Annotated in this window: 25 protein-coding genes; 22 read left to right on the top strand and 3 right to left on the bottom strand. The window is 65.1% G+C overall.

Going from position 1 to position 25,758, the window contains the following annotated elements:
* The first annotated feature begins 23 nt into the window (after positions 1–23).
* The 8 genes from IVB24_RS31965 (at position 24) to IVB24_RS31930 (ending at position 7,080) form a co-directional block, all read left to right on the top strand.
* The gene (locus tag IVB24_RS31965; protein WP_247770389.1) at positions 24–1,004 is read left to right on the top strand and encodes a tripartite tricarboxylate transporter substrate binding protein BugD; all 981 of its coding nucleotides are present in this window, start codon (positions 24–26) and stop codon (positions 1,002–1,004) included.
* 169 nt (positions 1,005–1,173) lie between these two features.
* Positions 1,174–1,968 carry a thymidylate synthase gene (locus IVB24_RS31960; protein ID WP_094977419.1) on the top strand — a complete coding sequence of 265 codons (795 nt, stop codon included), beginning with the start codon at positions 1,174–1,176 and terminating at the stop codon, positions 1,966–1,968.
* A 5-nt stretch (positions 1,969–1,973) separates the two neighbouring features.
* Positions 1,974–2,459, top strand: coding sequence for a GNAT family N-acetyltransferase (locus IVB24_RS31955; RefSeq protein WP_247770388.1), 486 nt, complete (start codon positions 1,974–1,976; stop codon positions 2,457–2,459).
* Positions 2,459–2,971 carry a dihydrofolate reductase gene (locus IVB24_RS31950; RefSeq protein ID WP_247770387.1) on the top strand — a complete coding sequence of 171 codons (513 nt, stop codon included), beginning with the start codon at positions 2,459–2,461 and terminating at the stop codon, positions 2,969–2,971. The genes IVB24_RS31955 and IVB24_RS31950 overlap by 1 nt, the downstream gene beginning before the upstream one ends.
* Positions 2,972–3,124: 153 nt before the next feature.
* The gene (gene hflK / locus IVB24_RS31945; RefSeq protein WP_247770386.1) at positions 3,125–4,261 is read left to right on the top strand and encodes an FtsH protease activity modulator HflK; all 1,137 of its coding nucleotides are present in this window, start codon (positions 3,125–3,127) and stop codon (positions 4,259–4,261) included.
* Positions 4,258–5,154 (top strand): protease modulator HflC, encoded by an 897-nt coding sequence (locus IVB24_RS31940; protein ID WP_247770385.1) that lies wholly within the window; start codon positions 4,258–4,260, stop codon positions 5,152–5,154. The genes hflK and IVB24_RS31940 overlap by 4 nt, the downstream gene beginning before the upstream one ends.
* A 72-nt stretch (positions 5,155–5,226) precedes the next feature.
* Positions 5,227–5,433, top strand: coding sequence for a DUF2065 domain-containing protein (locus IVB24_RS31935; RefSeq protein WP_094893965.1), 207 nt, complete (start codon positions 5,227–5,229; stop codon positions 5,431–5,433).
* A 141-nt stretch (positions 5,434–5,574) separates the two neighbouring features.
* On the top strand, positions 5,575–7,080 hold the full coding sequence (locus IVB24_RS31930) for a Do family serine endopeptidase (RefSeq protein WP_247770384.1): 1,506 nt from the start codon (positions 5,575–5,577) through the stop codon (positions 7,078–7,080).
* A 128-nt stretch (positions 7,081–7,208) separates the two neighbouring features.
* Here the strand turns inward: IVB24_RS31930 and serB are convergent, their stop codons facing one another.
* Complete coding sequence (serB, locus tag IVB24_RS31925) at positions 7,209–8,114, bottom strand: phosphoserine phosphatase SerB (RefSeq protein ID WP_166468437.1); 906 nt, start codon at positions 8,112–8,114, stop codon at positions 7,209–7,211.
* Between the two features lie 11 nt (positions 8,115–8,125).
* Between serB and miaA the strand changes: the two genes are divergently transcribed.
* The 12 genes from miaA to IVB24_RS31865 all read left to right on the top strand — a co-directional run bounded on the left by miaA (position 8,126) and on the right by IVB24_RS31865 (position 21,543).
* Positions 8,126–9,082, top strand: a complete 957-nt coding sequence (miaA, locus tag IVB24_RS31920) for a tRNA (adenosine(37)-N6)-dimethylallyltransferase MiaA (RefSeq protein WP_247770383.1) — start codon at positions 8,126–8,128, stop codon at positions 9,080–9,082.
* Between the two features lie 329 nt (positions 9,083–9,411).
* Entirely contained in the window at positions 9,412–11,187 is a 1,776-nt protein-coding gene (locus IVB24_RS31915) for an acetolactate synthase 3 large subunit (protein WP_094977427.1), read from the top strand.
* Between the two features lie 23 nt (positions 11,188–11,210).
* Positions 11,211–11,753 carry an acetolactate synthase small subunit gene (ilvN, locus tag IVB24_RS31910; protein ID WP_028145447.1) on the top strand — a complete coding sequence of 181 codons (543 nt, stop codon included), beginning with the start codon at positions 11,211–11,213 and terminating at the stop codon, positions 11,751–11,753.
* A 3-nt stretch (positions 11,754–11,756) separates the two neighbouring features.
* A complete protein-coding gene (locus IVB24_RS31905; RefSeq protein ID WP_247770382.1) occupies positions 11,757–12,452 on the top strand; it encodes a class I SAM-dependent methyltransferase in 696 nt (231 codons plus the stop codon).
* Between the two features lie 45 nt (positions 12,453–12,497).
* Positions 12,498–13,373, top strand: coding sequence for an EamA family transporter (locus tag IVB24_RS31900; RefSeq protein WP_247770381.1), 876 nt, complete (start codon positions 12,498–12,500; stop codon positions 13,371–13,373).
* Between the two features lie 7 nt (positions 13,374–13,380).
* The gene (locus IVB24_RS31895) at positions 13,381–13,983 is read left to right on the top strand and encodes a LysE family translocator (RefSeq protein WP_162406714.1); all 603 of its coding nucleotides are present in this window, start codon (positions 13,381–13,383) and stop codon (positions 13,981–13,983) included.
* 147 nt (positions 13,984–14,130) lie between these two features.
* Entirely contained in the window at positions 14,131–15,150 is a 1,020-nt protein-coding gene (gene ilvC, locus IVB24_RS31890; protein WP_028145443.1) for a ketol-acid reductoisomerase, read from the top strand.
* Between the two features lie 185 nt (positions 15,151–15,335).
* Positions 15,336–16,187, top strand: a complete 852-nt coding sequence (locus tag IVB24_RS31885) for an SDR family oxidoreductase (protein WP_247770380.1) — start codon at positions 15,336–15,338, stop codon at positions 16,185–16,187.
* A gap of 250 nt (positions 16,188–16,437) precedes the next feature.
* Positions 16,438–18,150 (top strand): sulfatase-like hydrolase/transferase, encoded by a 1,713-nt coding sequence (locus tag IVB24_RS31880; RefSeq protein ID WP_247770379.1) that lies wholly within the window; start codon positions 16,438–16,440, stop codon positions 18,148–18,150.
* Positions 18,151–18,441: 291 nt separating this feature from the next.
* Positions 18,442–19,608 (top strand): NEW3 domain-containing protein, encoded by a 1,167-nt coding sequence (locus IVB24_RS31875; RefSeq protein WP_247770378.1) that lies wholly within the window; start codon positions 18,442–18,444, stop codon positions 19,606–19,608.
* Positions 19,605–20,591: an ABC transporter ATP-binding protein gene (locus tag IVB24_RS31870; protein WP_247770377.1), complete on the top strand. Its 987-nt coding sequence runs from the start codon at positions 19,605–19,607 to the stop codon at positions 20,589–20,591. The genes IVB24_RS31875 and IVB24_RS31870 overlap by 4 nt, the downstream gene beginning before the upstream one ends.
* Complete coding sequence (locus tag IVB24_RS31865) at positions 20,581–21,543, top strand: ABC transporter permease (protein ID WP_247770376.1); 963 nt, start codon at positions 20,581–20,583, stop codon at positions 21,541–21,543. Before IVB24_RS31870 ends, IVB24_RS31865 begins: the two co-directional genes overlap by 11 nt.
* 96 nt (positions 21,544–21,639) lie before the next feature.
* On the opposite strand, the gene IVB24_RS31860 is transcribed toward IVB24_RS31865, so the two are convergent.
* Both IVB24_RS31860 and IVB24_RS31855 read right to left on the bottom strand, forming a co-directional pair.
* Positions 21,640–23,193: an ABC transporter permease/substrate-binding protein gene (locus tag IVB24_RS31860; protein ID WP_247770375.1), complete on the bottom strand. Its 1,554-nt coding sequence runs from the start codon at positions 23,191–23,193 to the stop codon at positions 21,640–21,642.
* On the bottom strand, positions 23,190–23,972 hold the full coding sequence (locus tag IVB24_RS31855; RefSeq protein ID WP_094977438.1) for an ABC transporter ATP-binding protein: 783 nt from the start codon (positions 23,970–23,972) through the stop codon (positions 23,190–23,192). Before IVB24_RS31855 ends, IVB24_RS31860 begins: the two co-directional genes overlap by 4 nt.
* Positions 23,973–24,105: 133 nt before the next feature.
* Here IVB24_RS31855 and IVB24_RS31850 point away from each other — a divergent pair, with 133 nt between their 5' ends.
* Together IVB24_RS31850 and IVB24_RS31845 are read left to right on the top strand one after the other, a co-directional pair.
* Positions 24,106–24,924: an ABC transporter ATP-binding protein gene (locus IVB24_RS31850; protein WP_140480805.1), complete on the top strand. Its 819-nt coding sequence runs from the start codon at positions 24,106–24,108 to the stop codon at positions 24,922–24,924.
* Positions 24,924–25,709, top strand: coding sequence for an ABC transporter permease (locus tag IVB24_RS31845; protein WP_247770374.1), 786 nt, complete (start codon positions 24,924–24,926; stop codon positions 25,707–25,709). The genes IVB24_RS31850 and IVB24_RS31845 overlap by 1 nt, the downstream gene beginning before the upstream one ends.
* The last annotated feature ends 49 nt before the right edge of the window (positions 25,710–25,758 follow it).

Here is a 25,758-nt window from a genome sequence, read left to right as displayed (position 1 = left end):
AAGGGACCGATACGGGGATCGACATGACCTTCATTCGCGCGCTCACGGGCGCCTGTGCCGCAGCGCTTGCGTCGCTATCCGCTTTTGTCGCACCGGCAGGGGCGCAGACCTATCCGACCCGCAGCATCACCATGATCGTGCCGTTTGCGGCCGGCGGACCGACCGACGTGATCTCGCGCATCGTCACCGGGCATATGGCGCAGACGCTGGGCCAGAGCATCATCATCGAGAACGTGGTCGGCGCCGGCGGCACGACCGCCACCTCGCGCGCCGCGCGCGCGGCCAATGACGGCTACACGCTGATCACCGGGCATATGGGCACGCATGCCGCATCGGTGCCGCTCTATCCCAAGCTCGCCTATCATCCCGAAAAGGACTTCGAGCCGATCGCGCTGCTCGCGGGCACCCCGATCCTGATCCTCGCGCGCAAGGACTTTCCGCCGAAGGATTTGAAGGAGTTCGTGGCCTATGTGAAGGCCAACGCCGAGAAGGTGAACGCTGCCCATGCCGGCGTCGGCTCGGTCTCGCACGTCTCCTGCGAGCTCCTGCACTCGATCCTCGACATCAAGCCGGTCGGCGTGCCCTTCAACGGCACGGGACCCGCGATGAACGCGCTGGTGGCGGGGCAGGTCGATTACATGTGCGACCAGATCGTCAACGCCGTGCCGCAGATCAATGCCGGCACCATCAAGGCCTATGCGATCGCAACGCCGGAGCGCAATCCGTCGCTGCCGAACGTGCCGACCACGGCGGAAGCGGGCCTGCCGAAATTCCAGGCCCAGGCCTGGAACGCGATGTTCGCGCCCAAGGGAACTTCGCCGGCGATCCTGGCCAGCCTGAACGCTGCGGCCAGCAAGGCGCTCGACGACGAGACCGTGAAGAGGCGCCTGCTCGAGCTCGGCAGCGTCGTCCCGGGCCCTGCTGAGCGGACGCCGGAGGCTCTGGCGGCCCTCGTCAAGAACGAGATCGCGAAGTGGACCCCTGTGCTCAAGCCGGCAACTTAGCCAGCACTTTCAAGTCGATAGGTGAGGGGCGGGACGCAAGTTCCGCCCCTTGTCGTTTGCGCCGGGATGCTCATTTTTCCGGGTATAATCGGTGCAGGCGGCGAATCGCTGCTGTCGTACCGCAGGGGGCGCCGTTAAGTTCGCCGCCTCCCCAAAGGCTTAGTCGCACATGCACCAGTATCAGGACCTGCTCGAGCGGATTCTTTCAGACGGCGCCGAGAAGACCGATCGGACCGGCACCGGCACGCTCTCGGTGTTCGGCCATCAGATGCGCTTCAATCTGTCGGCCGGCTTCCCGATGCTGACGACCAAGCGGCTGCCGCTGAAGGCGATCATCCACGAGCTGTTGTGGTTCCTGAAGGGCGACACCAACATCAAATATCTGCGCGACAACGGCGTCACCATCTGGGACGAGTGGGCCGACGCCAATGGCGACCTTGGCCCGGTTTACGGGCATCAGTGGCGCTCCTGGCCAACGCCTGATGGCGGCAGCATCGACCAGATCGCCAAGGTCATCGACATGATCAAGCGCACCCCGGATTCGCGCCGGCTGATCGTCACCGCCTGGAATCCGGCCGACGTCGACAAGATGGCGCTGCCGCCCTGCCATCTGCTGTTCCAGTTCTATGTCGCCAACGGCAAGCTGTCGTGCCAGCTCTATCAGCGCTCGGCCGACGTCTTCCTCGGAGTGCCCTTCAACATCGCCTCCTACGCGCTGCTGACCATGATGGTGGCTCAGGTCACCGGCCTGAAGCCCGGCGACTTCGTGCATTCGTTCGGCGACACGCACCTTTATTCCAACCATCTGGAGCAGGCGCGGCTTCAACTGACACGTGCCCCGCGTCCGTTGCCGGTGATGCGGATCAATCCCGAGGTGAAGGACATCTTCTCCTTCCGCTTTGAGGATTTCGAACTTGTCGGCTACGACCCTCATCCGCACATCAAGGCGGAAGTCGCAGTCTAGCGCCGATGTCGCTCAACATCCGCCGTGTGCGCCCGGGCGAAGCCGGGCTCGTTCTTGCTTTCATCCGCGAGCTCGCCGAATACGAAAAACTCTCGCACGAGGTGGAGGCGACCGAGGCTGACATCGCCGAGGCGCTGTTCGGTGAGAGGGCGCAGCTCTATTGTGCGATCGCCGAGTGGAACGGCGAGTCGGTCGGTTTCGCGGTGTGGTTTGCGAATTTCTCCACCTTCAGCGGCCGCCATGGCATCTATCTCGAAGATCTCTACGTGCGGCCGTCGCATCGGGGCAGGGGCCTCGGCAAGGCGCTGCTGGCCTATCTCGCCAAGGAATGCGTCGACAACGGCTGGTCCCGCCTGCAATGGGCGGTGCTCGACTGGAACGCGCCGTCGATCGCGTTCTACAAGTCGCTCGGCGCGGTCATGATGGACGACTGGACGCTGTGCCGCGTCACCGGGCCGGCGCTGACGCGGCTTGCCGGGAGTGTGCCCTGATGGAGATCGTCTTCGTCGTTGCGATCGCGGAGAACGGCGTCATCGGCGCGGGCAATGCGATGCCGTGGCGATTGAAATCCGACATGGCGCGCTTCAAGACGCTGACCATCGGCAAGCCCGTGATCATGGGCCGCAAGACCTTCGAATCCCTGCCCCGCCGTCCCCTGCCGGGCCGCACCAACATCGTGATCACGCGTGATGCGGCTTATCGTGCCAAGGGCGCCCTCGTCACGACGTCCGCCGCAGATGCGGACGCGGTTGCGCGCGGCGATGTCCTGCGGCGTTCGGCCACTGAGATCGCCGTGATCGGCGGCGCCGAGATCTTTCGGCAATGGCTCGATCGCGCCGATCGCCTCGAAATCACCGAAGTGCATGCGCGGCCCGACGGCGACACGCATTTCGACATCAACAAGGCGGAATGGGATGAGGTCGCACGCGTCCGCCATCCTGCCGGAGGCGAGGACAGCGCCGAATACTCCTATGTGACATATCGTCGGCGGCGCGGCCATTAACCGCTTTCTTCAATGTTTACATTGACTTTTTCGCGCCCGAGCATAGCTCGGAAGACGGTCACCGCTGCGTTGTAAGGGACTGGCCTGTCCCCTATAAAGCCGGACCGGACAAAGCGGGCGGGGGCAATTCCACCCTGCCGAGGAGAGCGTCGAATGCCGTGGAAGAATCAGGGCGGTGGCCCATGGGGCTCGGGTCCGAAGGGACCATGGGGCTCAGGCCCGCAACCAGTCGGGCCGAGGCCGCCGGATCTGGAAGACCTTCTGCGGCGCGGCCAGGACCGCCTCCAGCAGATCATGCCGGGAGGCTACTTCTCCGGCATAGGCATCACGCTGGTCGTGCTGCTGATCGCCGCGTTCTGGTTGTTGTCCGGCTTCTTCCGCGTGCAGTCCGAAGAGCTCGGCGTCGTGCTGCGCTTCGGCAAGCACGTTCGCACCGTGCAGCCAGGCCTGAACTATCATCTGCCCTATCCGATCGAGACCGTGCTGCTGCCGAAGGCGCTGCGCGTCAACACCCTCTCGATCGGCATGACGCTGATCGATGACCCGGCGCGGCGCGGCCGTTCTGTTCGGGACGTGCCCGAAGAGAGTCTGATGCTGACCGGTGACGAGAACATCGTCGACGTCGATTTCACCGTGCTTTGGCGCATCAAGCCGGACGGTGTCGGCGACTTCCTCTTCAACATCCAGAATCCCGAGGGCACCGTGAAGGCGGTCGCCGAGAGCGCCATGCGCGAGGTGATCGGCCGCTCCCAGATCCAGCCGATCCTGACCGGTGCGCGCAACGTCACCGAACAGGGCGTGCAGGAGCTGATCCAGAAGACTCTGGACACCTACGGTGCCGGCATTCAGATCAGCCAGGTGCAGATGCAGAAGGTCGACCCGCCGGCGCAGGTGATTGACGCCTTCCGCGACGTCCAGGCCGCGCGCGCCAATCTCGAGCAGCTGCAGAACGAGGCGCAGACTTACGCCAACCAGGTGGTGCCGCAGGCGCGCGGCCGCTCGGCGCAGATTCTGCAGGCCGCCGAAGGCTACAAGGAGCAGGCGGTCGCCGAGGCCAAGGGCCAGAGCGCTCGCTTCCTGAAGGTTTACGAGGAATACAAGAAGGCGCCCGACGTGACGCGTGAACGAATCTATCTGGAGACGATGGAGCGCGTGCTCGGCGGCTCTGAAAAGCTCATTTATGACGGCGGCCAGTCCGGCCAGGGCGTCGTGCCCTATCTGCCGCTCAGTGAGCTGACGGCCAAGCGGCCGCCTACCGCCGGTCAGCCCTCGAGCGGAGGCACCCGATGAGGTCTCCGGTCACAGGTATCGTCACGCTGCTCGCCCTCCTGCTCGTCGTGATCGTCGGCTACATGTCGTTGTTCACGGTGCAGCAGACCGAGCAGACCATCGTGCTGCAATTCGGCCGGCCCGTCGACGTCGTCACCGATCCCGGCCTGCATTTCAAGGCGCCGTGGAACTCGGTGATCAACATCGACAAGCGGATCCTCGATCTCGAGAACCCGTCGCAGGAAGCGATCGCTTCCGACCAGAAGCGGCTCGTTGTCGACGCTTTCGCACGCTACCGCATCAAGGACGCGCTGCGCTTCTATCAGAGCATCGGCTCGATCCAGGCCGCCAACATCCAGCTCACCACGCTTCTGAACGCGGCGCTGCGCCGCGTGCTCGGCGAGGTCACCTTCATCAACGTGGTGCGCGACGACCGCGAGAAGCTGATGCAGCGCATCCGCGACCAGCTCGACCGCGAGGCCGGCGGCTACGGCATTCAGGTCGTCGACGTCCGGATCCGCCGCGCCGACCTGCCGGAGCAGAACAGCCAGGCGGTCTACCAGCGCATGAAGACCGAGCGTGAGCGCGAAGCCGCCGAGTTCCGCGCCGAGGGCGGCCAGAAGGCCCAGGAGATCAAGTCCAAGGCCGATCGTGAGGCAACTGTCATCGTTGCCGAGGCGAATTCGCAGGCCGAGCAGACCCGGGGTGCGGGCGATGCCGAGCGCAACCGCCTGTTCGCCGAAGCTTACAGCAAGGATGCCGACTTCTTCGCCTTCTACCGGTCGATGACGGCCTACGAGAATGGGCTGAAGGCGAACGACACCCGCTTCCTGCTGCGGCCGGACTCGGATTTCTTCCGGTACTTCAGTAACCCGTCCGGCAAGATGGCGACCGAGACGCCGGCGAAGCCGTAAGCCAGACACAGGGCGGCGGATATCGCCGCCCTTCGTCCAGACAACAACAACATACCGGGAGGTTCCGATCCGATGAGGTCCATTGCGTTCACCGATTTCCTCATCGGTTTGGGCATCCTGTTCGTGCTGGAAGGCTTGATGTTCGCGGCCAGTCCCAACTGGATGCGCAAGGCCATGAAGAGCGCCATCGCCACGCCGGACAACATCCTGCGCGCCGTCGGGATCGGTTCGGCCGTCGCCGGCCTGGTCCTGATCTGGGTGATGCGACGCCCCATTTAGGCGTCTCGCCAACGCCAAAGTGAAGGCGAAAGACCGGTTTTCGCCGTATTATAGGGGTCCTGAGGCCCGCTAAGCTCCGCGCTTGCGCCGTCTCCCCGTCAAGCGCAGTCTGGCGCCAAATCCCTCTCTCTGGAGATCACAATGACCGCTGCCGCCCTTGCTCCGTCCCGCTCGCGACTTGGTGTGCGAATTGGGCTGGCCGCGCTCGCCGTCGCTGCTTTCAGCGCGCTCGGCACGCCGGCCTATGCGCGCGGACCGGAGGGTATCGCCGACGTCGCCGAGAAGGTGATCGACGCGGTCGTCAACATCTCGACCTCGCAGACCGTCGAGGCCAAGGGCGGCGGCGGCAACGCCATGCCGCAATTGCCGCCCGGCTCGCCCTTCGAGGAGTTCTTCGACGACTTCTTCAAGAACCGCAAGGGCCCCGGCGGCGGCAAGGGCGGTGAAAACAGCCCGGCGCCGCGCAAGACCAACTCGCTCGGAAGCGGCTTCATCATCGACGCGTCGGGCATCGTCGTTACCAACAACCACGTCATCGCGGACGCCGACGAGATCAACGTCATCCTCAACGACGGCACCAAGATCAAGGCCGAGCTGGTCGGAGTCGACAAGAAGACCGATCTTGCGGTGCTGAAGTTCAAGCCGACCAAGCCGCTGATCGCGGTGAAGTTCGGCGATAGCGACAAGCTGCGTCTCGGCGACTGGGTGGTCGCGATCGGCAACCCGTTCAGCCTGGGCGGCACGGTGACGGCCGGCATCGTCTCGGCCAAGAACCGCGACATCTCCTCGGGTCCCTATGACAGCTACATCCAGACCGACGCCTCCATCAACCGCGGCAATTCCGGCGGCCCGCTGTTCAACCTCGATGGCGACGTCATCGGCGTCAACACGCTGATCATCTCGCCCTCGGGCGGCTCGATCGGCATCGGCTTCGCCGTGCCGTCGAAGACGGTCGCGGGCGTCGTCGACCAGCTCCGTCAGTTCGGCGAGTTGCGCCGCGGCTGGCTGGGGGTGCGGATCCAGAGCGTCACTGACGAGATCGCCGAGAGCCTCAGCATCAAGCCGGCGCGCGGTGCGCTGGTTGCGGGCATCGACGACAAGGGTCCCGCCAAGCCGGCCGGCATCGAGCCGGGCGACGTCGTCGTCAAGTTCGACGGCAAGGACGTCAAGGATCCGAAGGACCTGTCCCGCGTCGTCGCCGACACGGCGGTCGGCAAGGAGGTCGACGTCGTCGTCATCCGCAAGGGCAAGGAAGAAACCAAGAAAGTCACGCTCGGCCGCCTCCAGGATCCCGACAAGGTGCAGGCCGCGGTGAAGACCGACGAGCCCGCGCCCGAGAAGCCGGTGACGCAGAAGGCGCTGGGCCTCGACCTTGCGGCGCTGAACAAGGATCTGCGCACCCGCTACAAGATCAAGGACAGCGTCAAGGGCGTGGTCGTCACCAATGTCGACGCCAATTCCGACGCCGCCGAAAAGCGCCTCTCCGCCGGCGACGTCATCGTCGAGGTCGCGCAGGAGGCGGTGTCGAGCGGCGCCGACATCCAGAAGCGGGTCGATCAGCTCAAGAAGGACGGCAAGAAGTCGGTGCTGCTGCTGGTCTCCAACGCCGACGGCGAGCTGCGCTTCGTGGCGCTGAGCGTGCAGTAGTCGCGGGTACGGTCTTGTAGGGTGGGCAAAGCGAAGCGTGCCCACGTCTTTCTATCGCTGCAACAAAGGTGGGCACGGCGCTAACGCGCCTTTGCCCACCCTACGGCAGCTGAGTGTGCAGCTAGAGACTATCCCTCCACGAACTCCTCGCGCCGATAGCCCTGCGCATAGAGCAGCGCGGTGAGATCGCCATGGTCGATCCGCGCCGCGGCGGCAGCGGCCACGGCCGGCTTGGCGTGATAGGCAACGCCAAGTCCCGCCGCCTGGATCATCGCCAGATCATTGGCGCCATCGCCGACCACGACCGAGTCGATGTCGTCGAGATCGAACGATTCCATCAAATCCACCAGCGTCGCGAGCTTTGCCGCGCGGCCCAAAATCGGCTCCTTCACCTCGCCGGTGAACTTGCCGTCGCGCACGACGAGCTCGTTGGCGCGGTTCTCCTGGAAACCGATCCTGGCGGCGACCGCGGTCGTGAACAGCGTGAAGCCGCCGGAGACGAGGCAGGTATAGGCGCCGTGGGCGCGCATGGTCGCGACCAGTTCGCGGCCGCCCGGGGTCAGCGTGATGCGCTTGGCCAGGACTTCGTCGACCACGCCGGCGGGCAGGTCCTTCAGCAGTGCCACGCGCTCGCGCAGCGCCGGCTCGAACTCGATCTCGCCGCGCATCGCGCGTTCGGTGATGCCTGCGACGTGGGCTTTCATCCCGACGAGGTCGGCGAGCTCGTCGATGCACTCCTGGCCGATCATGGTGGAATCCATGTCGGCGAGAAAAAGCTTCTTGCGCCTGAAGCCGACAGGCTGCACCACGATGTCGACGGGGAGGTCGCCGCGAAGCTCGCGGAGCCGCTGCTCGATGGCGTGACGGTCGCCTTCGAGGTTACTGTCGGCGCCGAAGGGAATGTCGACCGCAACCCCATCGAACAGCCAGTGCGCGGGTGCTGCCTGGGGCAGCACGGCGCGGGCGCCATCGACGATGGTGCTATCGAGCGCGGGATTGTCGGGGTTGCAGATCAGCGTGGCGACGAGGGACATTTGAGGTTTTCGTGAGCGAGGAACAGGTCGGCAGAAGGCAGCTTGGCGAGGCCGTGCTTATCGCAGGCCCGACCGCCAGCGGCAAGTCGGCGCTGGCGCTGGAGCTTGCCCTCAGCACGGGCGGGGTCGTCATCAATGCCGACTCCATGCAGGTCTATCGTGACCTCCGCGTCATCACGGCGCGTCCCACACAAAGCGAGGAAGCGCGCGCGCCGCACCGTCTCTACGGCCATGTCGATGCGGCCGTGAACTTCTCGGCGGGCGCCTGGGTGGCTGACGCGGCAAAGGCGCTCGACGAGGCGAAAGCGGAAGGCCGTCTGCCGATCTTCGTCGGCGGCACCGGGCTCTATTTCAAGGCGCTGACGGCGGGGCTCTCCGTGGTGCCGCCAATTCCTGCCGAGGTGCGCGAGGACGTGCGCGCGCGGCTGGAACGCAACGGCGCGGAGGCGCTGCATGAGGAACTGGCGCGTCGCGACCCCCGTGCGGCCGGACGATTGAACCTGCGTGACCGCACCCGGATCGCGCGCGCGCTCGAGGTGGTCGAGGCGACCGGCCGTTCGCTGCTCGACTGGCACAGGGAAGGCCAGCCGCCGCTGCTGCCGAAGCACAGTTTTCGCGCGGTGTTTCTCGCGCCCGAGCGGGACGAACTCTATGCCCGCATCGATGCCCGGTTCGACGCCATGCTGGACGCCGGCGCGCTGAGGGAGGTCGAGCGGCTCGCCGCCCGACATCTCGATCCGCTGCTGCCGGCGATGAAGGCTCATGGCGTGCCGGCCCTGATCCGCCATCTGCGCGGTGAACTCAGCCGGGAGGACGCCGCAGGAATCGGTCGCGCCGACACCCGCCACTATGCCAAGCGGCAATTCACATGGTTCCGGCATCAATTGCCGGAGTTCGAATGGGTGAAGTCCGGGGAGGCACGGGGATGGCTCGCCGCCATTGTGAGCACGGCCAGAGACCACGGCTGACACGTTATTCTGTCCGGGTTCCCGAATTTACCTCTCGCCCAACCCAGGGAACACCGCTACACTGCCAAAATCGCGCGAGAACGGCCGCATCGCCTTGACATCCAGGGTTTGGCCGCTATGTTTCGCGCAACCTTTGGGAAGCCGAGCGTCAGTCATGCGCAACATTATTACCAAACTCCTTATCGCCGTCGTACCCAGGCACACCGCCGGGGGTGGCTAGCTGCCATCCACATGACAGGCGGTGTGCATGGGCCCTCTTCGGGGCCTTTTTTATTTCCCGAACCAGACATGAACGAAGCCGCTGACAACAGCGCATCCGGAGCAAGCCAATGAGCGACAAGAGCCACGATCCGAACCAGATGACCGGCGCCGCGATGATCGTCCGCGCGCTCATCGATCACGGCGTGACCGACATTTTCGGCTATCCCGGCGGCGCGGTGCTTCCGATCTATGACGAGATCTTCCAACAGAGCGAGGTCCAGCACATCCTGGTCCGCCACGAGCAGGGCGCGGGCCATGCGGCCGAAGGCTATGCGCGCTCCACCGGCAAGCCCGGCGTTGCCCTGGTGACCTCCGGCCCCGGCGCCACCAACATGGTGACGCCGCTCACCGACGCGCTGATGGACTCGATCCCGCTGGTCTGCATCTCCGGCCAGGTGCCGACGCATCTGATCGGCAACGACGCCTTCCAGGAATGCGACACGGTCGGCATCACGCGTCCCTGCACCAAGCACAATTGGCTGGTGCGCGACGTCAACGATCTCGCCAAGGTGCTGCACGAGGCCTTCTACGTCGCGACCACGGGCCGTCCGGGCCCGGTGCTGGTCGACGTGCCCAAGGACGTGCAGTTCGCGACCGGCACCTATCACCCGCCACGCAAGTCCGACGTGCATCGCTCCTACGCGCCGCGCGTGAAGGGCGACGCGACCCAGATCCGCAAGGCCGTGGCGTTGCTGGCCAATGCCAAGCGCCCCGTGATCTACAGCGGCGGCGGCGTCATCAATTCCGGCCCCGAAGCGACCAAACTGTTGCGCGAGCTGGTCGAGGTCACGGGCTTTCCCATCACCTCGACGCTGATGGGTCTCGGCGCCTATCCGGCGTCGGGCAAGAACTGGCTCGGCATGCTCGGCATGCACGGCACTTACGAAGCCAACATGTCGATGCATGATTGCGACGTCATGCTGTGCGTCGGCGCGCGCTTCGACGACCGCATCACCGGCCGGGTCGACGCGTTCTCGCCGGGCTCGAAGAAGATCCACATCGACATCGACCCGTCCTCGATCAACAAGAACATCCGCGTCGACGTGCCGATCATCGGCGATTGCGGCAACATCCTCGGCGACATCCTCCAGGTGTTCAAGGCGGAGGCGAAGAAGCCCGACATCAAGGCGTGGTGGCAGCAGATCGCGCAGTGGCGCGCCCGCAACTCGCTCTATTTCAAGAAGAGCAACGACGTCATCCTGCCGCAGCATGCGATCCAGAGCCTGTTCGAGGCGACGCGCGGCAGGGACACCTACATCACCACCGAGGTCGGCCAGCACCAGATGTGGGCGGCGCAGTTCTACGGCTTCGAGGAGCCGCATCGCTGGATGACCTCGGGCGGTCTCGGCACCATGGGTTACGGCCTGCCGGCCGCGGTCGGCGTGCAGGTGGCCCATCCCGACAGCCTGGTCATCGACATCGCCGGCGATGCCTCGGTGCAGATGACGATGCAGGAGATGTCGACGGCGGTTCAGTACGAACTGCCGATCAAGATCTTCATCCTCAACAACCAGTACATGGGCATGGTGCGGCAGTGGCAGCAGCTGCTGCACGGCAACCGGCTGTCGCATTCCTATTCGGAGGCGATGCCGGACTTCGTCAAGCTCGCGGAAGCCTATGGCGGCGTCGGCTTCCAGGTGCACAAGCCCGGCGATCTCGACGGTGCCATCCAGGAGATGATCTCGGTCAAGCGCCCGGTGCTGTTCGACTGCCGCGTCGCGTCACTGGAAAACTGCTTCCCGATGATCCCGTCCGGCAAGGCGCACAACGAGATGCTGTTGCCGGAGCAGGCCAACGACGAGGCCACCGCCAAGGCGTTTGCCGGCGGCAAGGCGCTGGTGTGACGAAGACATTTGAGGGGACGACAATGAACCAGCCCGCATCCGCCTACTTCATCGAAGAGCGCCACGATCCCAATGAGACGCACACGCTTGCCGTGCTCGTGCAGAACGAGCCCGGCGTGCTCGCGCGCGTCATCGGCCTGTTCTCGGGCCGCGGCTACAACATCGAGAGCCTCACGGTCTCGGAGACCGAGGCCCAGAAGCACCTGTCGCGGATCACCATCGTCACCACCGGTACGCCGATGGTGATCGCGCAGATCAAGAACCAGCTCGACCGCATGATCCCGGTCTACCAGGTCGTCGACATGACCCAGACCCGGCGCTCGATCGAGCGCGAGCTCGCGATGGTGAAGGTGCGCGGGCAGGGCGAGCATCGGGTCGAGGCGCTCAGGCTCGCGGATGCCTTCCGCGCCCGCGTGATCGACGCCACCACCGAGAGCTTTGTGTTCGAGATCACAGGCAACACGGACAAGATCAATCAATATATCGACCTGATGCGTCCGCTCGGCCTCGTCGAGGTTTCGCGCACCGGCGTTGCCGCGATCGGCCGCGGGCCTGAAGGAATGTGAACCATGCTGGCGCGCGACTGGTATTATAACGAGCGGAACCGGATGGGGATCGAGCCCGCTGTGGCCTCGATCTACGACGCCCATGACGATGCCGATCTGCGGGCGCGCGCCGCACTGAAAATGTTGGGAGTCCAGCGCGGCTGGCGCATCGCCGACATCGGCTGCGGCAACGGCGTGCTGGCGACCGAAGCGGCGCTGATGGGTGCCGAGGTCGATGCCATCGACATATCGCCGGCAATGCTGGCGCTCGCCGAAATTTACGCGCGCGACCGCAAGGCGAAGGTCGCAACCCAGTCAGCCGGCCTGCTCAGCTTCGCCTACCGGCCGGAATCCTACGACCTGATCGTCAGCGAGTTCACGCTGCACCATCTGCCGGATTTCTGGAAGGCGGTGGCGATGTCGCGAATTTTCCGCGCGCTCAAGCCCGGAGCGACGTTCTATCTGCGCGACCTCGTCTACGCCGCGATGCCCGACGCCATCGAGCGCGACGTCGAGCAATGGGCCGACTTCCAGATCAAGAACCACGATTTTCCGCGCGACAGCGTCGTCACGCACATGCGCGACGAATATTCCACCTTCGGCTGGGTGATGGAGCGGATGCTGACCGACATCGGCTTCACGCTGGTCTCGGCCGATTACCACGCACCGATGCACGGCACGTATCTGCTGCGCAAACCAAGAGCCGGCGAGCAAGGCTAGACGACAACAACAGGGCTGCACGACAGGGCAGAACCGAGAACAACAATGAAGCCGGCCGATATCCTCATCGCCATCCTGGTGGCGATCATCTGGGGGCTTGCCTTCGTGGCGAGCCGGATCGCGCTCGACGAGCTTTCGCCGGAGCTGATGACCGCGATGCGCTTTTCCATCGCCGCGTTGCCGTGCCTGTTCATTCCCAAGCCCAAGGTCGCATGGTCGCGTCTGATCGCGATCAGCTTCACGTTGTTCCTCGGTCAATTCCTCAGCCAGGCCTACGGTATCGCCCATGGCGTGCCGGTGGGGCTGACCAGCGTCGTGGTGCAGAGCCAAGCGCTGTTCACCATCGGACTTGCCGCGATCGCCTTCGGCGAACGGCCGACGCCGGTCCAGACGCTCGGCATCGGCATCGCTGCGATCGGCCTGCTCATGATCTGCGGCACGGTCGGTTATGATTTCAGTGTCGCTGCATTTGCGGTGCTGATGATCGCTCCGATCTGCTTTGCCGTCGGCAATCTCCTGCTGCGCGGCGCCCGCGGCGCGCCGATGTTCGATCTGTTTGCCTGGCTCTGCCTCACCGCCGCGGTGCCGCTGTTTGCGCTTGCGCTGGTCGTCAACGGGCCAATGCCGACCTTCCAGTCGCTGATCCACATGTCGCTGACCGGCTTGATCTGCCTGCTGGTGATCGGCGCCATCTCCACCAGCATCGCCTATTGGCTGTGGGGCCGGCTGCTGCGTGATTACCCGGCAGCTCAAGTGGTGCCGTTCGCGTTGCTGGTGCCGTTCGTCGGCTCGGCCGCCTCCAGCATCGTGTTCGGCGAGCGGTTCGGGCCGTTGCGCCTGGCCGGCATGCTGACGGTGATCGGCGGTATCGCAGTGATGGTGCTGGTGAAGCGCCCGCAGATCCTGCCGAAGGCGGCGTGAGGTGGCGATGACCTATTCGTTGTTCTATGCCTTCCTCGTCTTCATGGTCGTGATGTACTTCACGCCGGGGCCGAACAACATCATGCTGCTGTCCTCCAGCCTGACTTACGGCTTCCGGCGCACCATCCCCCACATCGTCGGCATCGTCCTCGGCTTCGCCTTCATGGTCGCCGCCGTCGGCCTTGGGCTCGGCTCGGTATTCCTGACCTATCCGATCCTCCAGACCATCCTGAAATACGCCGGTGCCGCCTACCTGATCTATCTTGCCGCCGCGATCGCCATGTCCGGCCCGACCAGGCCAGGGGAGGGGGATGGCCGCGGCCCGATGACCTTCTGGGGCGCGGCGATGTTCCAATGGATCAATGCCAAAGGCTGGGTGATCGTGATCGGCACTATCACCGCCTATGCGGCGATCGCCCAATTCCCGCTCAACATCGCGATCCAGACCCTGATCAGCCTGCTCGTCGGCACCGTCTCGACCGTGGTCTGGGCCCTGTTCGGCTCGGCGTTGCGACCGGTCCTGACCTCGGAGCGGCTGGTCCGCGCCTTCAATATCCTGATGGCGATGCTGCTGCTGGCCTCTCTCTACCCCGTTTTCATGGATGCATGATGTCGCGGATTTCCATGCAGAAACGGGTTTCCCAGGGGAGCGAAAATGCTCTAGACAGCCCCCGAAATCCGCAAATTTCACCGTCCAAGACTTGAGCAGTCGGACCTGACCAACGGCCGATACTGGCCCCTAACGAGGAAACAACCCATGCGTGTTTATTACGATCGCGACGCCGACCTGAACCTGATCAAGGGCAAGAAGGTCGCCATCGTGGGCTATGGCAGCCAGGGCCACGCCCATGCGCTCAACCTGAAGGATTCCGGCGTCAAGGACGTCGCCATCGCGCTGCGCAAGGATTCGGGCTCGGTCAAGAAGGCGGAAGCCGCCGGCTTCAAGGTGATGGAAGTCGCCGAAGCCGCCAAATGGGCCGACCTCGTCATGATGCTGACCCCGGACGAACTCCAGGGCGACATCTATCGCGAGCACCTGCACGACAACATGAAGAAGGGCGCCGCCCTCGTGTTCGCGCACGGCCTCAACGTCCACTTCAACCTGCTCGACCCGCGCGCCGACCTCGACGTGCTCATGATCGCGCCGAAGGGCCCCGGCCACACCGTGCGCTCCGAGTATCAGCGCGGTGGCGGCGTGCCCTGCCTGATCGCGATCGCCAAGGACGTCTCGGGCAACGCCCATGACCTCGGCCTGTCCTACGCCTCCGCCGTCGGCGGCGGCCGCGCCGGCATCATCGAGACCACCTTCAAGGAAGAGTGCGAGACCGACCTGTTCGGCGAGCAGGTGGTGCTCTGCGGCGGCCTGGTCGAGCTCATCAAGGGCGGCTACGAGACCCTGGTCGAAGCCGGCTACGCGCCGGAGATGGCCTATTTCGAGTGCCTCCACGAAGTGAAGCTGATCGTCGACCTGATCTATGAAGGCGGCATCGCCAACATGAACTACTCGATCTCCAACACCGCCGAGTACGGCGAGTACGTCACCGGTCCGCGCATCGTCACCGCCGAGACCAAGGCCGAGATGAAGCGCGTTCTCGCCGACATCCAGGGCGGCAAGTTCGCCCGCGACTGGATGCTCGAGAACAAGGTCAACCAGACCTCGTTCAAGGCGACCCGCGCCAAGCTCGCCCAGCACCCGATCGAGGAAGTCGGCGCGAAACTCCGCGACATGATGCCCTGGATCAAGAAGGGCGCGCTGGTCGACAAGAGCAAGAACTAAGTCGTTTTGCCCCGGACGCAGCGCAGCGCCCGGCGATGCAAAGCATCGTCGGGTGTGATGCGCTGCTGATCCGAGGGCCGATGCTGCTCCTGGGTCCCTGCTTTGCGCTCCACTTCGTTGCGCTTGTCCGGGACACGGGCAAAAATCCGAGGCATGATCGCGGGAACTCCAGGGGGGGGAAGACCATGCGATCTGTCGTCGTCACCGGTGCGTCCACGGGCATCGGCTGGGCTACTGCAAAATTCCTGATCGGGCGCGGTTATCGCGTGTTCGGCAGCGTTCGCAAGCAGGCCGATGCCGAGCGGCTCAAGGCCGAGTTCGGCGCCGACTTCACGCCATTGCTGTTCGACGTCACCGACGAAGCCGCGGTCCTCGCGGCTGCGCGGGACGTGCGTGAGGCGCTGAATGGCGAGACGCTGGCGGGCCTCGTCAACAACGCGGGCGTCGCGGTCGCGGGTCCCGTGCTCGAATTGTCCGCGGATGATTTCCGTCGCCAGATGGACATCAACGTCATCGGCCCTGTCATCGCGACGCAGGCGTTCGGGCCGCTGCTCGGGGCCGACCCGTCGCTGAAGGGGTCGAAGGGGCGGATCGTGATGATCAGCTCGGTCGCCGGCAAGAACGGCAATCCGCTGTCGGCGCCGTACTGCACCTCCAAGCACGCCATCGAAGGCCTATCCGAAAGCCTGCGCCGCGAATTGATGCTGTTCGGCATCGACGTCATCATCGTCGCCCCCGGCGCGGTGAAGACGCCGATCTGGAGCAAGGCCGAACAGATCGACCTCTCCGTCTACCAGAACTCGCCCTATCTGCCGGCGCTGAACAAGGTCATGGCCTTCATGATGGACCTCGGGGCGAAGGGCCTGCCGGCCGAGCGGATCGCCGAGATCGTGTTCGAGGCGCTGACGGCGGCGAGCCCCAAGGTGCGCTACCAGATCACGCCGGACCCGCTGCGGCATCTGATCGGCGCCGTACTGCCGAAACGGACGGTCGATCGCATCATCGCCAAGCGGCTGGGATTCCTGCCGCAGGGGTGACTGACGTTCAGTTCGCCCCGGGCCAGTCCTGCGATGCTGCCTGTCTTGCCTGCGGCCCATCGCCGCCCGCGAAGCATTAAGCGAAGGTCGGATCACGGCCTGCATTGCCTGTCCTTGACCGTTCCGTTACAGTTTTATGACACGGTGCAGGCCTTCCGGCTGCGCCGGATGCCCTAGCTGCCCTTATTCTCTCTTGGGCCGGCCAGACGGCTAGGTATCATTGCGCCGGACCAGCTGTTGCGTGTCGTCGATGGCGTCCGCGCCCAATCCAGGTCCTTCTGCCGCCACCGCCGTGCTGGCGAGCGTCGCCGCGCTCGGTATCTGGCGGCTGCTCGCGGTTGCCGCGCCGCATCTGGCCGCGCTCGCGCTGATGTACGAGACCGAGACCGATTTCGGCTCGCGCTTCTCCTTTGCGCTGGCCTGGGGCATCCTGAATTTCTTCTGGATCACGCTGCTGCGCCGGCCGGCGCTGTCAGGCGCGCTGTCGCTGACCCTGGTCGTGGTGTTGGTGCTGCTGTCGCGGCTCAAGCACGACGTCGTCCAGATGACGGTCAACTTCATCGACCTGATGATGATCGACCGCGACACCGTCGCATTCCTGTTCACGATCTTCCCGAACTTGCGCTGGTCGGTGATCCTGGCCGGGCTCGTCACGCTGCCGCTGATGTATGCGCTGTGGTGGCTCGATCCGTTCCGCATCCGCCGCCTGCCGGCGCTCGCCTGCAAGCTGGCCTGCCTCGCCGCGCTGGTCGGCTATTCGCTCTATCATCCGGACGAGGCCTGGCGCGGCTATTACGACGACGGCTATCTGTCGAAGTTCTTCCGCTCCGGCGTCAGCTCGGTCTCGGACTTCGTGCAATACGGCTTCATGGAATCGGCCGCTGCGACCGACGAACGGCTCAACGTGCCGCTGGTCGATTCCTGCCATCCTGCCGGACGCCGGCCGAACATCGTCATGATCCATGATGAATCGAGCTTCGACATCCGCGCCGCCCAGGGCATCAAGGTGCCGCAGGGCTATGGCAGCCACTTCAAATCCTGGGACGGCAGGCAGCGCACCTTCCTGGCCGAGAGCAATGGCGGGCCGAGCTGGTTCACCGAATACAACGTGCTCACAGGCCTCTCCTCGCGCTCGTTCGGCCGCTTCGCCTATTTCGTGACGCGCATCGCCTCGAACCGCGTCGAGCGCGGGCTGCCGCTGGCGCTGCGTCGCTGCGGCTACGACACGATGTCGCTGTATCCCGCCAATGGCGGCTTCATGGCCGCCCGCAGCTTCCAGATGACGACGGGCATCGAACGCTTTTTCGACTCCAAGGATCTCCACGCCAAGGACGTCGAGCCCGACGGCTTCTTCTACGACAAGGCGCTCCAGTTGATGGGTCAGCAGCCGCCCAACAAGCCGCTGTTCACCTTCATCTATCTCGGCGCCAATCATTTCCCCTGGGAGACGCGCTTCCGTCCCGACCTGCTGCCGAACTGGCGCGCGCCTGGTAACGTTGCGTCGATCGACGAATATCTGCGTCGTCAGGCGATGAGCGCCGAGCAGTACAAGGCGTTCGTCGCCGGTCTGAAAAAGAACTTTCCGGGCGAGCCCTTCCTGATCGTGCGCTATGGCGATCATCAGCCCGAGTTTGCGCCTGCGATCCTCGAGCCCGGGCTCGACGAGGGCGCCATCGGCAAGAAGCTCGACGCCTACGATCCACGCCTTTACGCAACCTATTATGCGATCGACGCCGTCAATTTCGAGCCGGTCAGAAGCGAGGCCGTGATGGACACGATCGACGGCCCCTATCTGCCGCTGGTGATCCAGGAAGCCGCCGGCATCCCGCTCGACCCGTCCTTCGCCGAGCAGAAGCAGATCATGCTCCGCTGCAAGGGCGTCTTCTACAGCTGCAAGGACGGCGCCGAAGCGCGGCGGCTGAACAGGCTGCTGATCGAGGCAGGAATGATCCGGGGGCTTTAACGCCGGCTCGCGGACCTCAGGCGATGACATCGCCGCTGCCGATCGCGGTGGCTGCTGCGCGCAACAGATCGCATTACGGCATTTTAATCTTCGGCGATGTGCGCGGGATCTCAAACTAAAGTCTGAAGCTGAAGCGCCCGCTATCACCGACTTGTAATTGGTACGGTGCTTCGCCACCCAAACTTCGTCACGATTGCTTCCATCATTCGACACGTCGCCGTCACGGCCTGACTGTCTCTTCGCGACGCGATGCCCGTCTCTGGCCCACCCATCCTTGCAGGAGTATCATCCATGCGAGCGCTTGATGCTGCGCGTCTTGCATTTGCCCTCACGCTTGTCAGCCCCGTCGTTCATGCCGCCGAACCGTCGCATGAGATCAAGGGTCTGTATCTGATGACCGACTATCCGGCGATCACGGTGCGGCCCGGCACCACAACCAACGTTGCGCTCCGCCTGCAGGATTACGGCCTGTCGCCGGAGCGTTATCAGCTCTCGGTCGCGGGCGTTCCGAGTGGCTGGACCGCGACGCTGCTCGGCGGCGGACAGCCGGTCGGAGCGGCGATGCCGGCGCCTGATGGCAGCGTCACATTGCAGCTCAGGCTCGATATTCCCACCGGCAACGATCTCAGCGCACACACGCTCACAGTCAAGGCCGAAGGGCAGGGCACCAACGCGGAGCTGCCCATCGCGGTGTCGCTTGCCAAGGAGCTTCCCGCCAAGCTCAGCGTGAAGTCCAGCCTGCCGTCGCTGCGCGGCAGTCCGAAATCCAACTTCGACTACACGCTCTCGATCAAGAACGATTCAGGTCGCAACCTCGTCGCGAGCTTCGGAGCGGACGCGCCGGCCAATTTCGAGACCTCGTTCACCGAGGCCTATGGCACCCAAGAGCTGTCCTCGATCCCGATCGACGCCGGCCAGTCCAAGGACGTCAAGTTGAAGGTACGTCCGCCCAGCACGATCGATGCCGGTCATTTCCCGGTCAAGGTCACAGTCAAGGCGGAGGATGCCTCGGCGTCGACCGAGCTTGCGCTCGACGTGGTCGGCGAGCCACATCTCCAGATCTCCGGTCGCGACGGTCTCTTGAGCGCGCGTGCGGTCGCCGGGCAGCAGAGCTCGATTCCAATCGTCGTGACCAACACCGGCACGGCGCCGGCCGAGAACATCGCACTCGCCGGGAGCGCGCCGAGCGGGTGGAAGGTGACGTTCCAGCCGGCGACGATTGAGCGCCTCGTGCCGGGCAAGGACAGCGAGGTACAGGCACTGGTGACGCCGAGCGACAAGTCGCTGGCCGGTGACTACCAGGCCACGATCCGCGCCACTTCGCGCGGCGAGAGCGCTTCCAGCCAGTTCCGCGTCACCGTCGCCACGTCGACCGTATGGGGCATGGCAGGTGCCGGCGTCATCGGCGTCGCGCTGCTGTTGATGCTGGGTGCAGTGGCGAGGTTCGGACGGCGATGAGCGGTCAATCCAGCCAAAGCCAAGGGACGGCACAAGGTCCCGTCATCGCCGCGCGCGGGCTGACGCGGCGCTATGGCGCCACCGCCGTGGTGGATGCCATCGACTTCGACATTGCCCGCGGTGAGGTGTTCGGCCTGCTCGGCCCGAACGGCGCGGGCAAGACCACGACCATCCTGATGATGCTCGGTCTCACCGAGATATCTTCGGGAGAGGTCAGCGTGCTCGGCTTCAATCCGGCGCGCGAGCCATTGAAGGTCAAGCGGCGCGTCGGCTATCTGCCCGACGCCGTCGGCTTCTACGACCAGCTCACCGCCACGGAGAACTTGGCCTACACGGCCAAGCTGATGGGCCTTGCGCGTACCGAACGGGCTCGGCTGATCGAGGCGGCGCTGTCCCGGGTCGGGCTGGCGGACGTCGCGTCGAAGCGTGTTGCGACCTTCTCGCGCGGCATGCGGCAACGGCTTGGCCTGGCCGAAATCATCATGAAGCGCGCCGAGATCGCGATCCTGGACGAGCCGACCTCCGGGCTCGATCCGCAGGCGACGCAGGAATTCCTCGGATTGATCGGAGAGCTGAAGGCCGAAGGCATCACCGTGCTGCTGTCGTCCCACATGCTCGACCAGGTGCAACGCATCTGCGATCGCGTCGCGCTGTTCAAGGCCGGCCGGATCGTGCTGATGGGCGCGGTGCCCGAGCTCGCGGTCAAGGTGCTCGGCGCGAGCTTCGTCGTTGAGGTGGAGGCTGAAGGGCCTGGCATCGCCCGGCGGCTGGCGCTGATCCCGGGCGTGACCGAGGTGGAGACCCTCGCCGTCAACCGTTTCCGCATGACGGCCGAGCGCGACGTGCGGCCGGATGCGGCCCGCGCCGTGGTCGCAGTCGACGGGGCGCTGCGAAAATTATCAGTCGACGAGCCGAGCCTCGAAGCGATCTACGCGCACTATTTCCAGGCGCAGCCCATGGGAGACGTTCGGCATGCGGCGTGAAGGATCACCGTTCCAGGGACTGTCGGCCGTGTTTGTCAAGGAGCTGGCCGATCACGTCTCCAGTATCCGGATGCTGATGCTGGAGCTCCTGATCGTGTCCACGGCGCTGGCCGCGCTCTATGAAGCGATCAGCCGCCTCAGGCAGACCACGGCCGAGGATCCGTTCCTGCTGCTGCGCCTCTTCACCATCGATCAGGCGCCGTTGCCGTCGTTCGTCGCGATCCTCGGCTTTCTCATTCCGCTGATGGCGATCGGGCTCGGCTTCGACGCCGTCAACGGCGAGCACAACCGGCGGACGCTCTCGCGCATCCTGGCGCAGCCGATCTACCGCGATGCATTGCTGATGGGGAAGTTCCTTGCGGCGCTCGCCACCATCGGTATCAGCCTCGCCGCGTTGTGGCTGCTGGTCATCGGCCTCGGTCTGCTCTTCCTGGGCGTACCTCCCGGCAGTGAGGAGATCGCAAGATCGCTGGTCTTCCTGATCGTGGCGATCTTCTACGCCGGCGTCTGGCTGTCGCTTGCGATGTTGCTGTCCACAGTGTTCCGTTCGGCAGCTACCGCTGCGCTGGTCTCGCTGGGCATCTGGTTGTTCCTGACGGTGCTCTGGCCGATGCTGGCTCCGGCCATCGCGCAGGCGATCGCGCCGGCCGATCCCCGCTATGCGCTGCTGGGCCTGAACGATCCAGCGACTGCCGTCTGGACGCAGGAATTGCAGAGGCTGTCGCCGAACGACCTGTTCGGCGAAGCGATGCTCGCCGTGCTGTCGCCGACGACGCGCACGCTCGGCCCCGTATTCCTGGAACAGCTCCGCGGCGCCGTCATGGGTGCGCCGCTCCCATTCGGTGAAAGCATCATGATCGCGTGGCCGCAGACCGTCGGCCTCGTTGCCGGCACCATCATCTTGTTCGCGTTCAGCTACGTGCTGTTCCAGCGGCAGGAGGTGAGGGCCTGAACCGAAGCTGATCGGCGTTGCCCTCTCTTCCTCCAGGAGACGGGCGAGAGGGGGTGGTCGGAGTTTCCCCATCGCGGCCACCCCCTCGACTTTGCTCTACCTGATCTTCCCCCACAACCACTTCGCCACCGCATCCGGCGACGAATTCGCATCGTTGCCGCTGGCGCGCAAATTCGCTTCGCGCATGGTGGCGATGTCGATCTTGCCGAGCAGGGGCTCGAGTGCGGCCTGCAGTCGCTTGTCGCCGGCACGTTTCGGCGCCAGCAGCAGGATGGCATCGTAGGGCGGAAGCGCGTGCCTGGGATCGTCCAGCGCGACCAGATCGTATTTCGCGATCAACCCGTCGCTGGTGTAGCCGGCGATCACGTCGACCTCGCCGCTGGCGACCGCCGCATACATGAAGTCTGGCTGCATCTGGCGCTGCGCCTTGAACGAAAGGCCGTAGGCCTTTTGCAGCGCCGCCCATTCCGGCCGCGAGAAGAACTCGTAGTCGCCGGCAATCGACAGCGTCGATGCGTACGCGGCGAGATCGGCGATGGTGCGGATATGAAGGGCTTCGGCGCGTTTCTTCGGGATCACCAGCGTATAGGCATTCTCGAAACCGAGCTCGCCGAGCAGGGTGATGTTGTCCTTTGCCAGGCTTGCCTTCAAATCCGCCAACAGCTCTGCGCGCGGCTTGATATCGGTGCGGTGAAACTGGTTGGCCCAGAGCGTGCCGGAATAATCGATGTAGAGATCGATGTCGCCGGCCTTCAACGCCCCGAAGATCACGCTGGAGCCGAGGCCCGATCGTGTGGTGGCGGGCAGACCGGCGGCCTGGAGGCGGTCCCTGAGCAGGGCCGACAGCACATATTGCTCGGCGAAGGTCTTGGCGCCGACGACATAGCCCTGCGACGGGCGCCCCATCGCCGGCACCAGCGTGGCGGCGACCAGCGCCGCGATGCCGGCCGCGCCGAGGCCGGTGCGCAAACGGCTGCGGCGTCGCAGGCCGCTCTCGATCAGGCCGAGCAGCTGATCAACGGCGAGCGCGAGCAGGGCCGAGGCAAAGCAGCCGAACAGCACGAACACCCAGTTCTGGGTTTGAAGCCCGGCAAAGATGTAATTGCCGAGGCTGGTCTGCCCGATCGGCGTCGATAGCGTCGCGGTGCCGATCACCCACACCGCGGCGGTGCGGATGCCTGCCATCATCACCGGCAGCGCCAGCGGCAGTTCGACCGTGACCAGCGATTGCCGCGCCGTCATGCCGACGCCCTTGGCGGCCTCGATCAAGGCGGGGTCGATGCCGTTGAGCCCGGTGACGCCGTTGCGCAGCACCGGCAGCATCGAATAAAGCGCCAGCGCCAGCATCGCCGGCAGGAAGCCGAAGGCCGAGAAGGATACGCCGAACCAGGCCAGCGTCACCGAGGCGACGAGCAGCAGCAACGGGTAGAACAGCGCGAGCAGCGCCAGGCCCGGCACCGTCTGCACGATGCTGGCGAGTGCGAGCAGGATGGCGCGGGGCGCCGGGCGGTTGCGCGTCAGGATCGCCAGCGGCAGGCTGACGGCGAGACCGAGCGCAAGCGCGGCGAGGCTCACCCGGACATGATTGCCGAGATAATCGGGCAGATGCGCCAATGCTTCGCCCCAGCGCGGATCGCCAAACAGGCTCATGCCGCACCGCTTTGCGGCAGCAGCGCGTTCAGCCGCTCGACCTGGCGGCGCGGCGTGCGCAGCAGCTCCAGCACGTAGGCGTCGCTGCTGTTCGACAGCTCGGCGGGGGTACCCTGCGCGAGCAGCTGTCCGCTGCGCATCACCGCGATGCGGTCGGCGAGCAGGATCGCCTCCGTCATGTCATGGGTGATCATCACGGTGGTGAGGCCGAGCTTGCGATGCAGCGAACGATAATCGTCGCCGAGCGCATCGCGGGTGAGGGGATCGAGCGCGCCGAACGGCTCGTCCATCAGCACGATGCGCGGCTTGGCCGCCAGCGCCCGCGCCACGCCGACGCGCTGGCGCTGGCCGCCGGAGAGCGCCTCCGGCAGACGGTCGCGATGGGCATCACGGTCGAGCTGCACGAGCTCCAGCAACTCGTCGACCCGCGCTGCGATATCCGCCGCCGGCCGGCCGAGCAGTTTTGGCGTGATCCCGATATTGTCGGCCACGCTCAGATGCGGAAACAGCCCGCCGCTCTGGAACACGTAGCCGATCCGCCGCCGCAGCGCGACCGGATCGACGTTTTGCACGTCCTCGCCCTCGACCGTGATGGTACCGCTGTCGGCCTCGATCAGCCGGTTGGCGAGCCGCAGCAGCGTGGTCTTGCCGGAGCCCGAGCCGCCGACGATCGCCAGAAATTCGCCCTCGGCGATGTCGAGCGAGACGTCGTCCACGGCCTTGAGCGCGCCGAAGCTCTTGGTGATTTGGGCATAGCCGATCATCGGCCTGGACGGCATCGGGCGGGGCTCACTTCGCTGACCCGCCCACGGAGGGAGGGAATGAGAAGACCCATGCGTAGCACGCTTGGCGCCTTGATTGAACTTGGCCGCGCGAGCGGCTAAGGCATCGGGCCAAGTTCGGAGGGAACATATGTCAACGCCAACGGCAGTGGCGCTGGAAGATGCCAAGGTTGCGTTCCGGCTCGGGGACGGGCGGGTCTATACGGCGGTGGAAAAGGCTCATCTCACGGTTGCGCAAGGCGAGTTCGTCGCCATCGTTGGGCCCACCGGCTGCGGGAAATCCACGCTGCTCAACGTCGCGGCCGGGCTGCTGAAGCCGGCTGCCGGCAACGTCAGGATATTCGACCGGCCGCTCGCCGGGCTGAACCGGGATGCCGGCTATCTGTTCCAAGCCGATGCGCTGTTCCCGTGGAAGACCGCGCTCGACAATGTCGCGATCGGGCTGGAGGTCCAGGGCACGCCGCGCGCCGAGGCGCTGCCGCGGGCGCAGCAATGGCTGACCTCCGTCGGCCTCGGCGCCTTCGCGGGTCGTTATCCGCACATGCTTTCCGGCGGCCAGCGCAAACGCGTGGCTCTGGCGCAGGTGCTGATCCGCGATCCCAAGATCCTCTTGATGGACGAGCCGTTCGGGCCGCTGGATGCGCAGACCCGGCAGGTGATGGGCAACCTGCTGCTCGACCTCTGGAGCGCCGACCGCAAGGCCGTGCTGTTCGTGACCCATGATCTCGAAGAGGCGATCGCGCTCGCCGACCGCGTCGTGATCATGTCGGCCGGTCCGTCCTCGCGCATCATCGGCGATTGGCGGGTGAGCCTGCCGCGCCCGCGCGACATCTTCGAGGTGCGGCTGGACAAGGAGTTCCATGCGCTCCACCGTGAGATCTGGAGCGTGCTCAAGGACGAGGTGATGAAGGGCTACGCGCAATCCACCCAAGCGGCGGAGGCGGTCTGATGTCGCGTCCGACGCTGTTTGCGCTGCAAGTCCTGGTCGCGGTCGTCTGCATCGTGCTGTGGCAGGTGCTGTCGACCGTCCCCGTGCTCGGCAAGATCCTGCTGCCGCCGTTCTTCTTCTCCAACCCGCTCGACGTCTTCAGCCAGATCGTGAAATGGTTCTCTTCCGGCGTGATCTGGAAGCATCTCGGCATCACGCTGACGGAATCGCTCCTGGCCTTCGTGATCGGTTCGGCCGGCGGCGTTCTGGTCGGCTTCTGGTTCGCACGCCAGCCGCTGGTCGCCGCCGTGTTCGACCCCTACGTCAAGATGGTCAACGCGCTGCCCCGCGTCGTGCTGGCGCCGATCTTCGCGCTGTGGCTAGGGCTCGGCATCTGGTCCAAGGTCGCGCTCGGCGTGACCCTGGTGTTCTTCATCGTGTTCTTCAACGTCTATCAGGGCGTCAAGGAGGTCAGCCGCACCGTGCTCGACAATGGCCGCATGCTCGGCATGAGCGAACGGCAGCTGATGCGGCACGTCTATTGGCCCTCGGCGCTGTCCTGGATGTTCTCCTCGCTGCACACCTCGGTCGGCTTTGCCGTGGTCGGCGCGGTCGTCGGCGAATATCTGGGATCGGCCGCGGGCCTCGGCTATCTCATCCAGCAGGCCGAAGGCGTGTTCGACGTCGCCGGCGTATTCGCCGGCATGTTCGTGCTGTCGGCGTTCGTCATCCTGATCGACTATGGGGTGACGCTGGTGGAGCGGAGGCTATTGGTGTGGCGGCCGACCGTGGACGGTCGCGGCTAGGCTCGATCTGCTGCTGACATTTATGTGATTGGCCGGCCGGAATAGAACG

Source organism: Bradyrhizobium sp. 192, from assembly GCF_023100965.1.
GTDB lineage: Bacteria > Pseudomonadota > Alphaproteobacteria > Rhizobiales > Xanthobacteraceae > Bradyrhizobium > Bradyrhizobium symbiodeficiens.
This window is presented reverse-complemented; position numbering and strand designations above follow the sequence as displayed.

What these genes read in the sequence shown, in the direction of transcription:
- IVB24_RS31880 (WP_247770379.1), top strand. Translation starts at nt 16,438, where the DNA reads ATGGCGTCCGCGCCCAATCCAGGTCCTTCTGCCGCCACCGCCGTGCTG.
- hflK (WP_247770386.1), top strand. Translation starts at nt 3,125, where the DNA reads ATGCCGTGGAAGAATCAGGGCGGTGGCCCATGGGGCTCGGGTCCGAAG.
- IVB24_RS31870 (WP_247770377.1), top strand. Translation starts at nt 19,605, where the DNA reads ATGAGCGGTCAATCCAGCCAAAGCCAAGGGACGGCACAAGGTCCCGTC.
- IVB24_RS31845 (WP_247770374.1), top strand. Translation starts at nt 24,924, where the DNA reads ATGTCGCGTCCGACGCTGTTTGCGCTGCAAGTCCTGGTCGCGGTCGTC.
- IVB24_RS31965 (WP_247770389.1), top strand. Translation starts at nt 24, where the DNA reads ATGACCTTCATTCGCGCGCTCACGGGCGCCTGTGCCGCAGCGCTTGCG.
- IVB24_RS31850 (WP_140480805.1), top strand. Translation starts at nt 24,106, where the DNA reads ATGTCAACGCCAACGGCAGTGGCGCTGGAAGATGCCAAGGTTGCGTTC.
- ilvN (WP_028145447.1), top strand. Translation starts at nt 11,211, where the DNA reads ATGAACCAGCCCGCATCCGCCTACTTCATCGAAGAGCGCCACGATCCC.
- IVB24_RS31905 (WP_247770382.1), top strand. Translation starts at nt 11,757, where the DNA reads ATGCTGGCGCGCGACTGGTATTATAACGAGCGGAACCGGATGGGGATC.
- IVB24_RS31960 (WP_094977419.1), top strand. Translation starts at nt 1,174, where the DNA reads ATGCACCAGTATCAGGACCTGCTCGAGCGGATTCTTTCAGACGGCGCC.
- IVB24_RS31955 (WP_247770388.1), top strand. Translation starts at nt 1,974, where the DNA reads ATGTCGCTCAACATCCGCCGTGTGCGCCCGGGCGAAGCCGGGCTCGTT.
- IVB24_RS31900 (WP_247770381.1), top strand. Translation starts at nt 12,498, where the DNA reads ATGAAGCCGGCCGATATCCTCATCGCCATCCTGGTGGCGATCATCTGG.
- IVB24_RS31895 (WP_162406714.1), top strand. Translation starts at nt 13,381, where the DNA reads ATGACCTATTCGTTGTTCTATGCCTTCCTCGTCTTCATGGTCGTGATG.
- IVB24_RS31860 (WP_247770375.1), bottom strand. Translation starts at nt 23,193, where the DNA reads ATGAGCCTGTTTGGCGATCCGCGCTGGGGCGAAGCATTGGCGCATCTG.
- IVB24_RS31950 (WP_247770387.1), top strand. Translation starts at nt 2,459, where the DNA reads ATGGAGATCGTCTTCGTCGTTGCGATCGCGGAGAACGGCGTCATCGGC.
- IVB24_RS31940 (WP_247770385.1), top strand. Translation starts at nt 4,258, where the DNA reads ATGAGGTCTCCGGTCACAGGTATCGTCACGCTGCTCGCCCTCCTGCTC.
- IVB24_RS31885 (WP_247770380.1), top strand. Translation starts at nt 15,336, where the DNA reads ATGCGATCTGTCGTCGTCACCGGTGCGTCCACGGGCATCGGCTGGGCT.
- IVB24_RS31935 (WP_094893965.1), top strand. Translation starts at nt 5,227, where the DNA reads ATGAGGTCCATTGCGTTCACCGATTTCCTCATCGGTTTGGGCATCCTG.
- serB (WP_166468437.1), bottom strand. Translation starts at nt 8,114, where the DNA reads ATGTCCCTCGTCGCCACGCTGATCTGCAACCCCGACAATCCCGCGCTC.
- IVB24_RS31865 (WP_247770376.1), top strand. Translation starts at nt 20,581, where the DNA reads ATGCGGCGTGAAGGATCACCGTTCCAGGGACTGTCGGCCGTGTTTGTC.
- IVB24_RS31855 (WP_094977438.1), bottom strand. Translation starts at nt 23,972, where the DNA reads ATGCCGTCCAGGCCGATGATCGGCTATGCCCAAATCACCAAGAGCTTC.
- IVB24_RS31915 (WP_094977427.1), top strand. Translation starts at nt 9,412, where the DNA reads ATGAGCGACAAGAGCCACGATCCGAACCAGATGACCGGCGCCGCGATG.
- IVB24_RS31930 (WP_247770384.1), top strand. Translation starts at nt 5,575, where the DNA reads ATGACCGCTGCCGCCCTTGCTCCGTCCCGCTCGCGACTTGGTGTGCGA.
- ilvC (WP_028145443.1), top strand. Translation starts at nt 14,131, where the DNA reads ATGCGTGTTTATTACGATCGCGACGCCGACCTGAACCTGATCAAGGGC.
- IVB24_RS31875 (WP_247770378.1), top strand. Translation starts at nt 18,442, where the DNA reads ATGCGAGCGCTTGATGCTGCGCGTCTTGCATTTGCCCTCACGCTTGTC.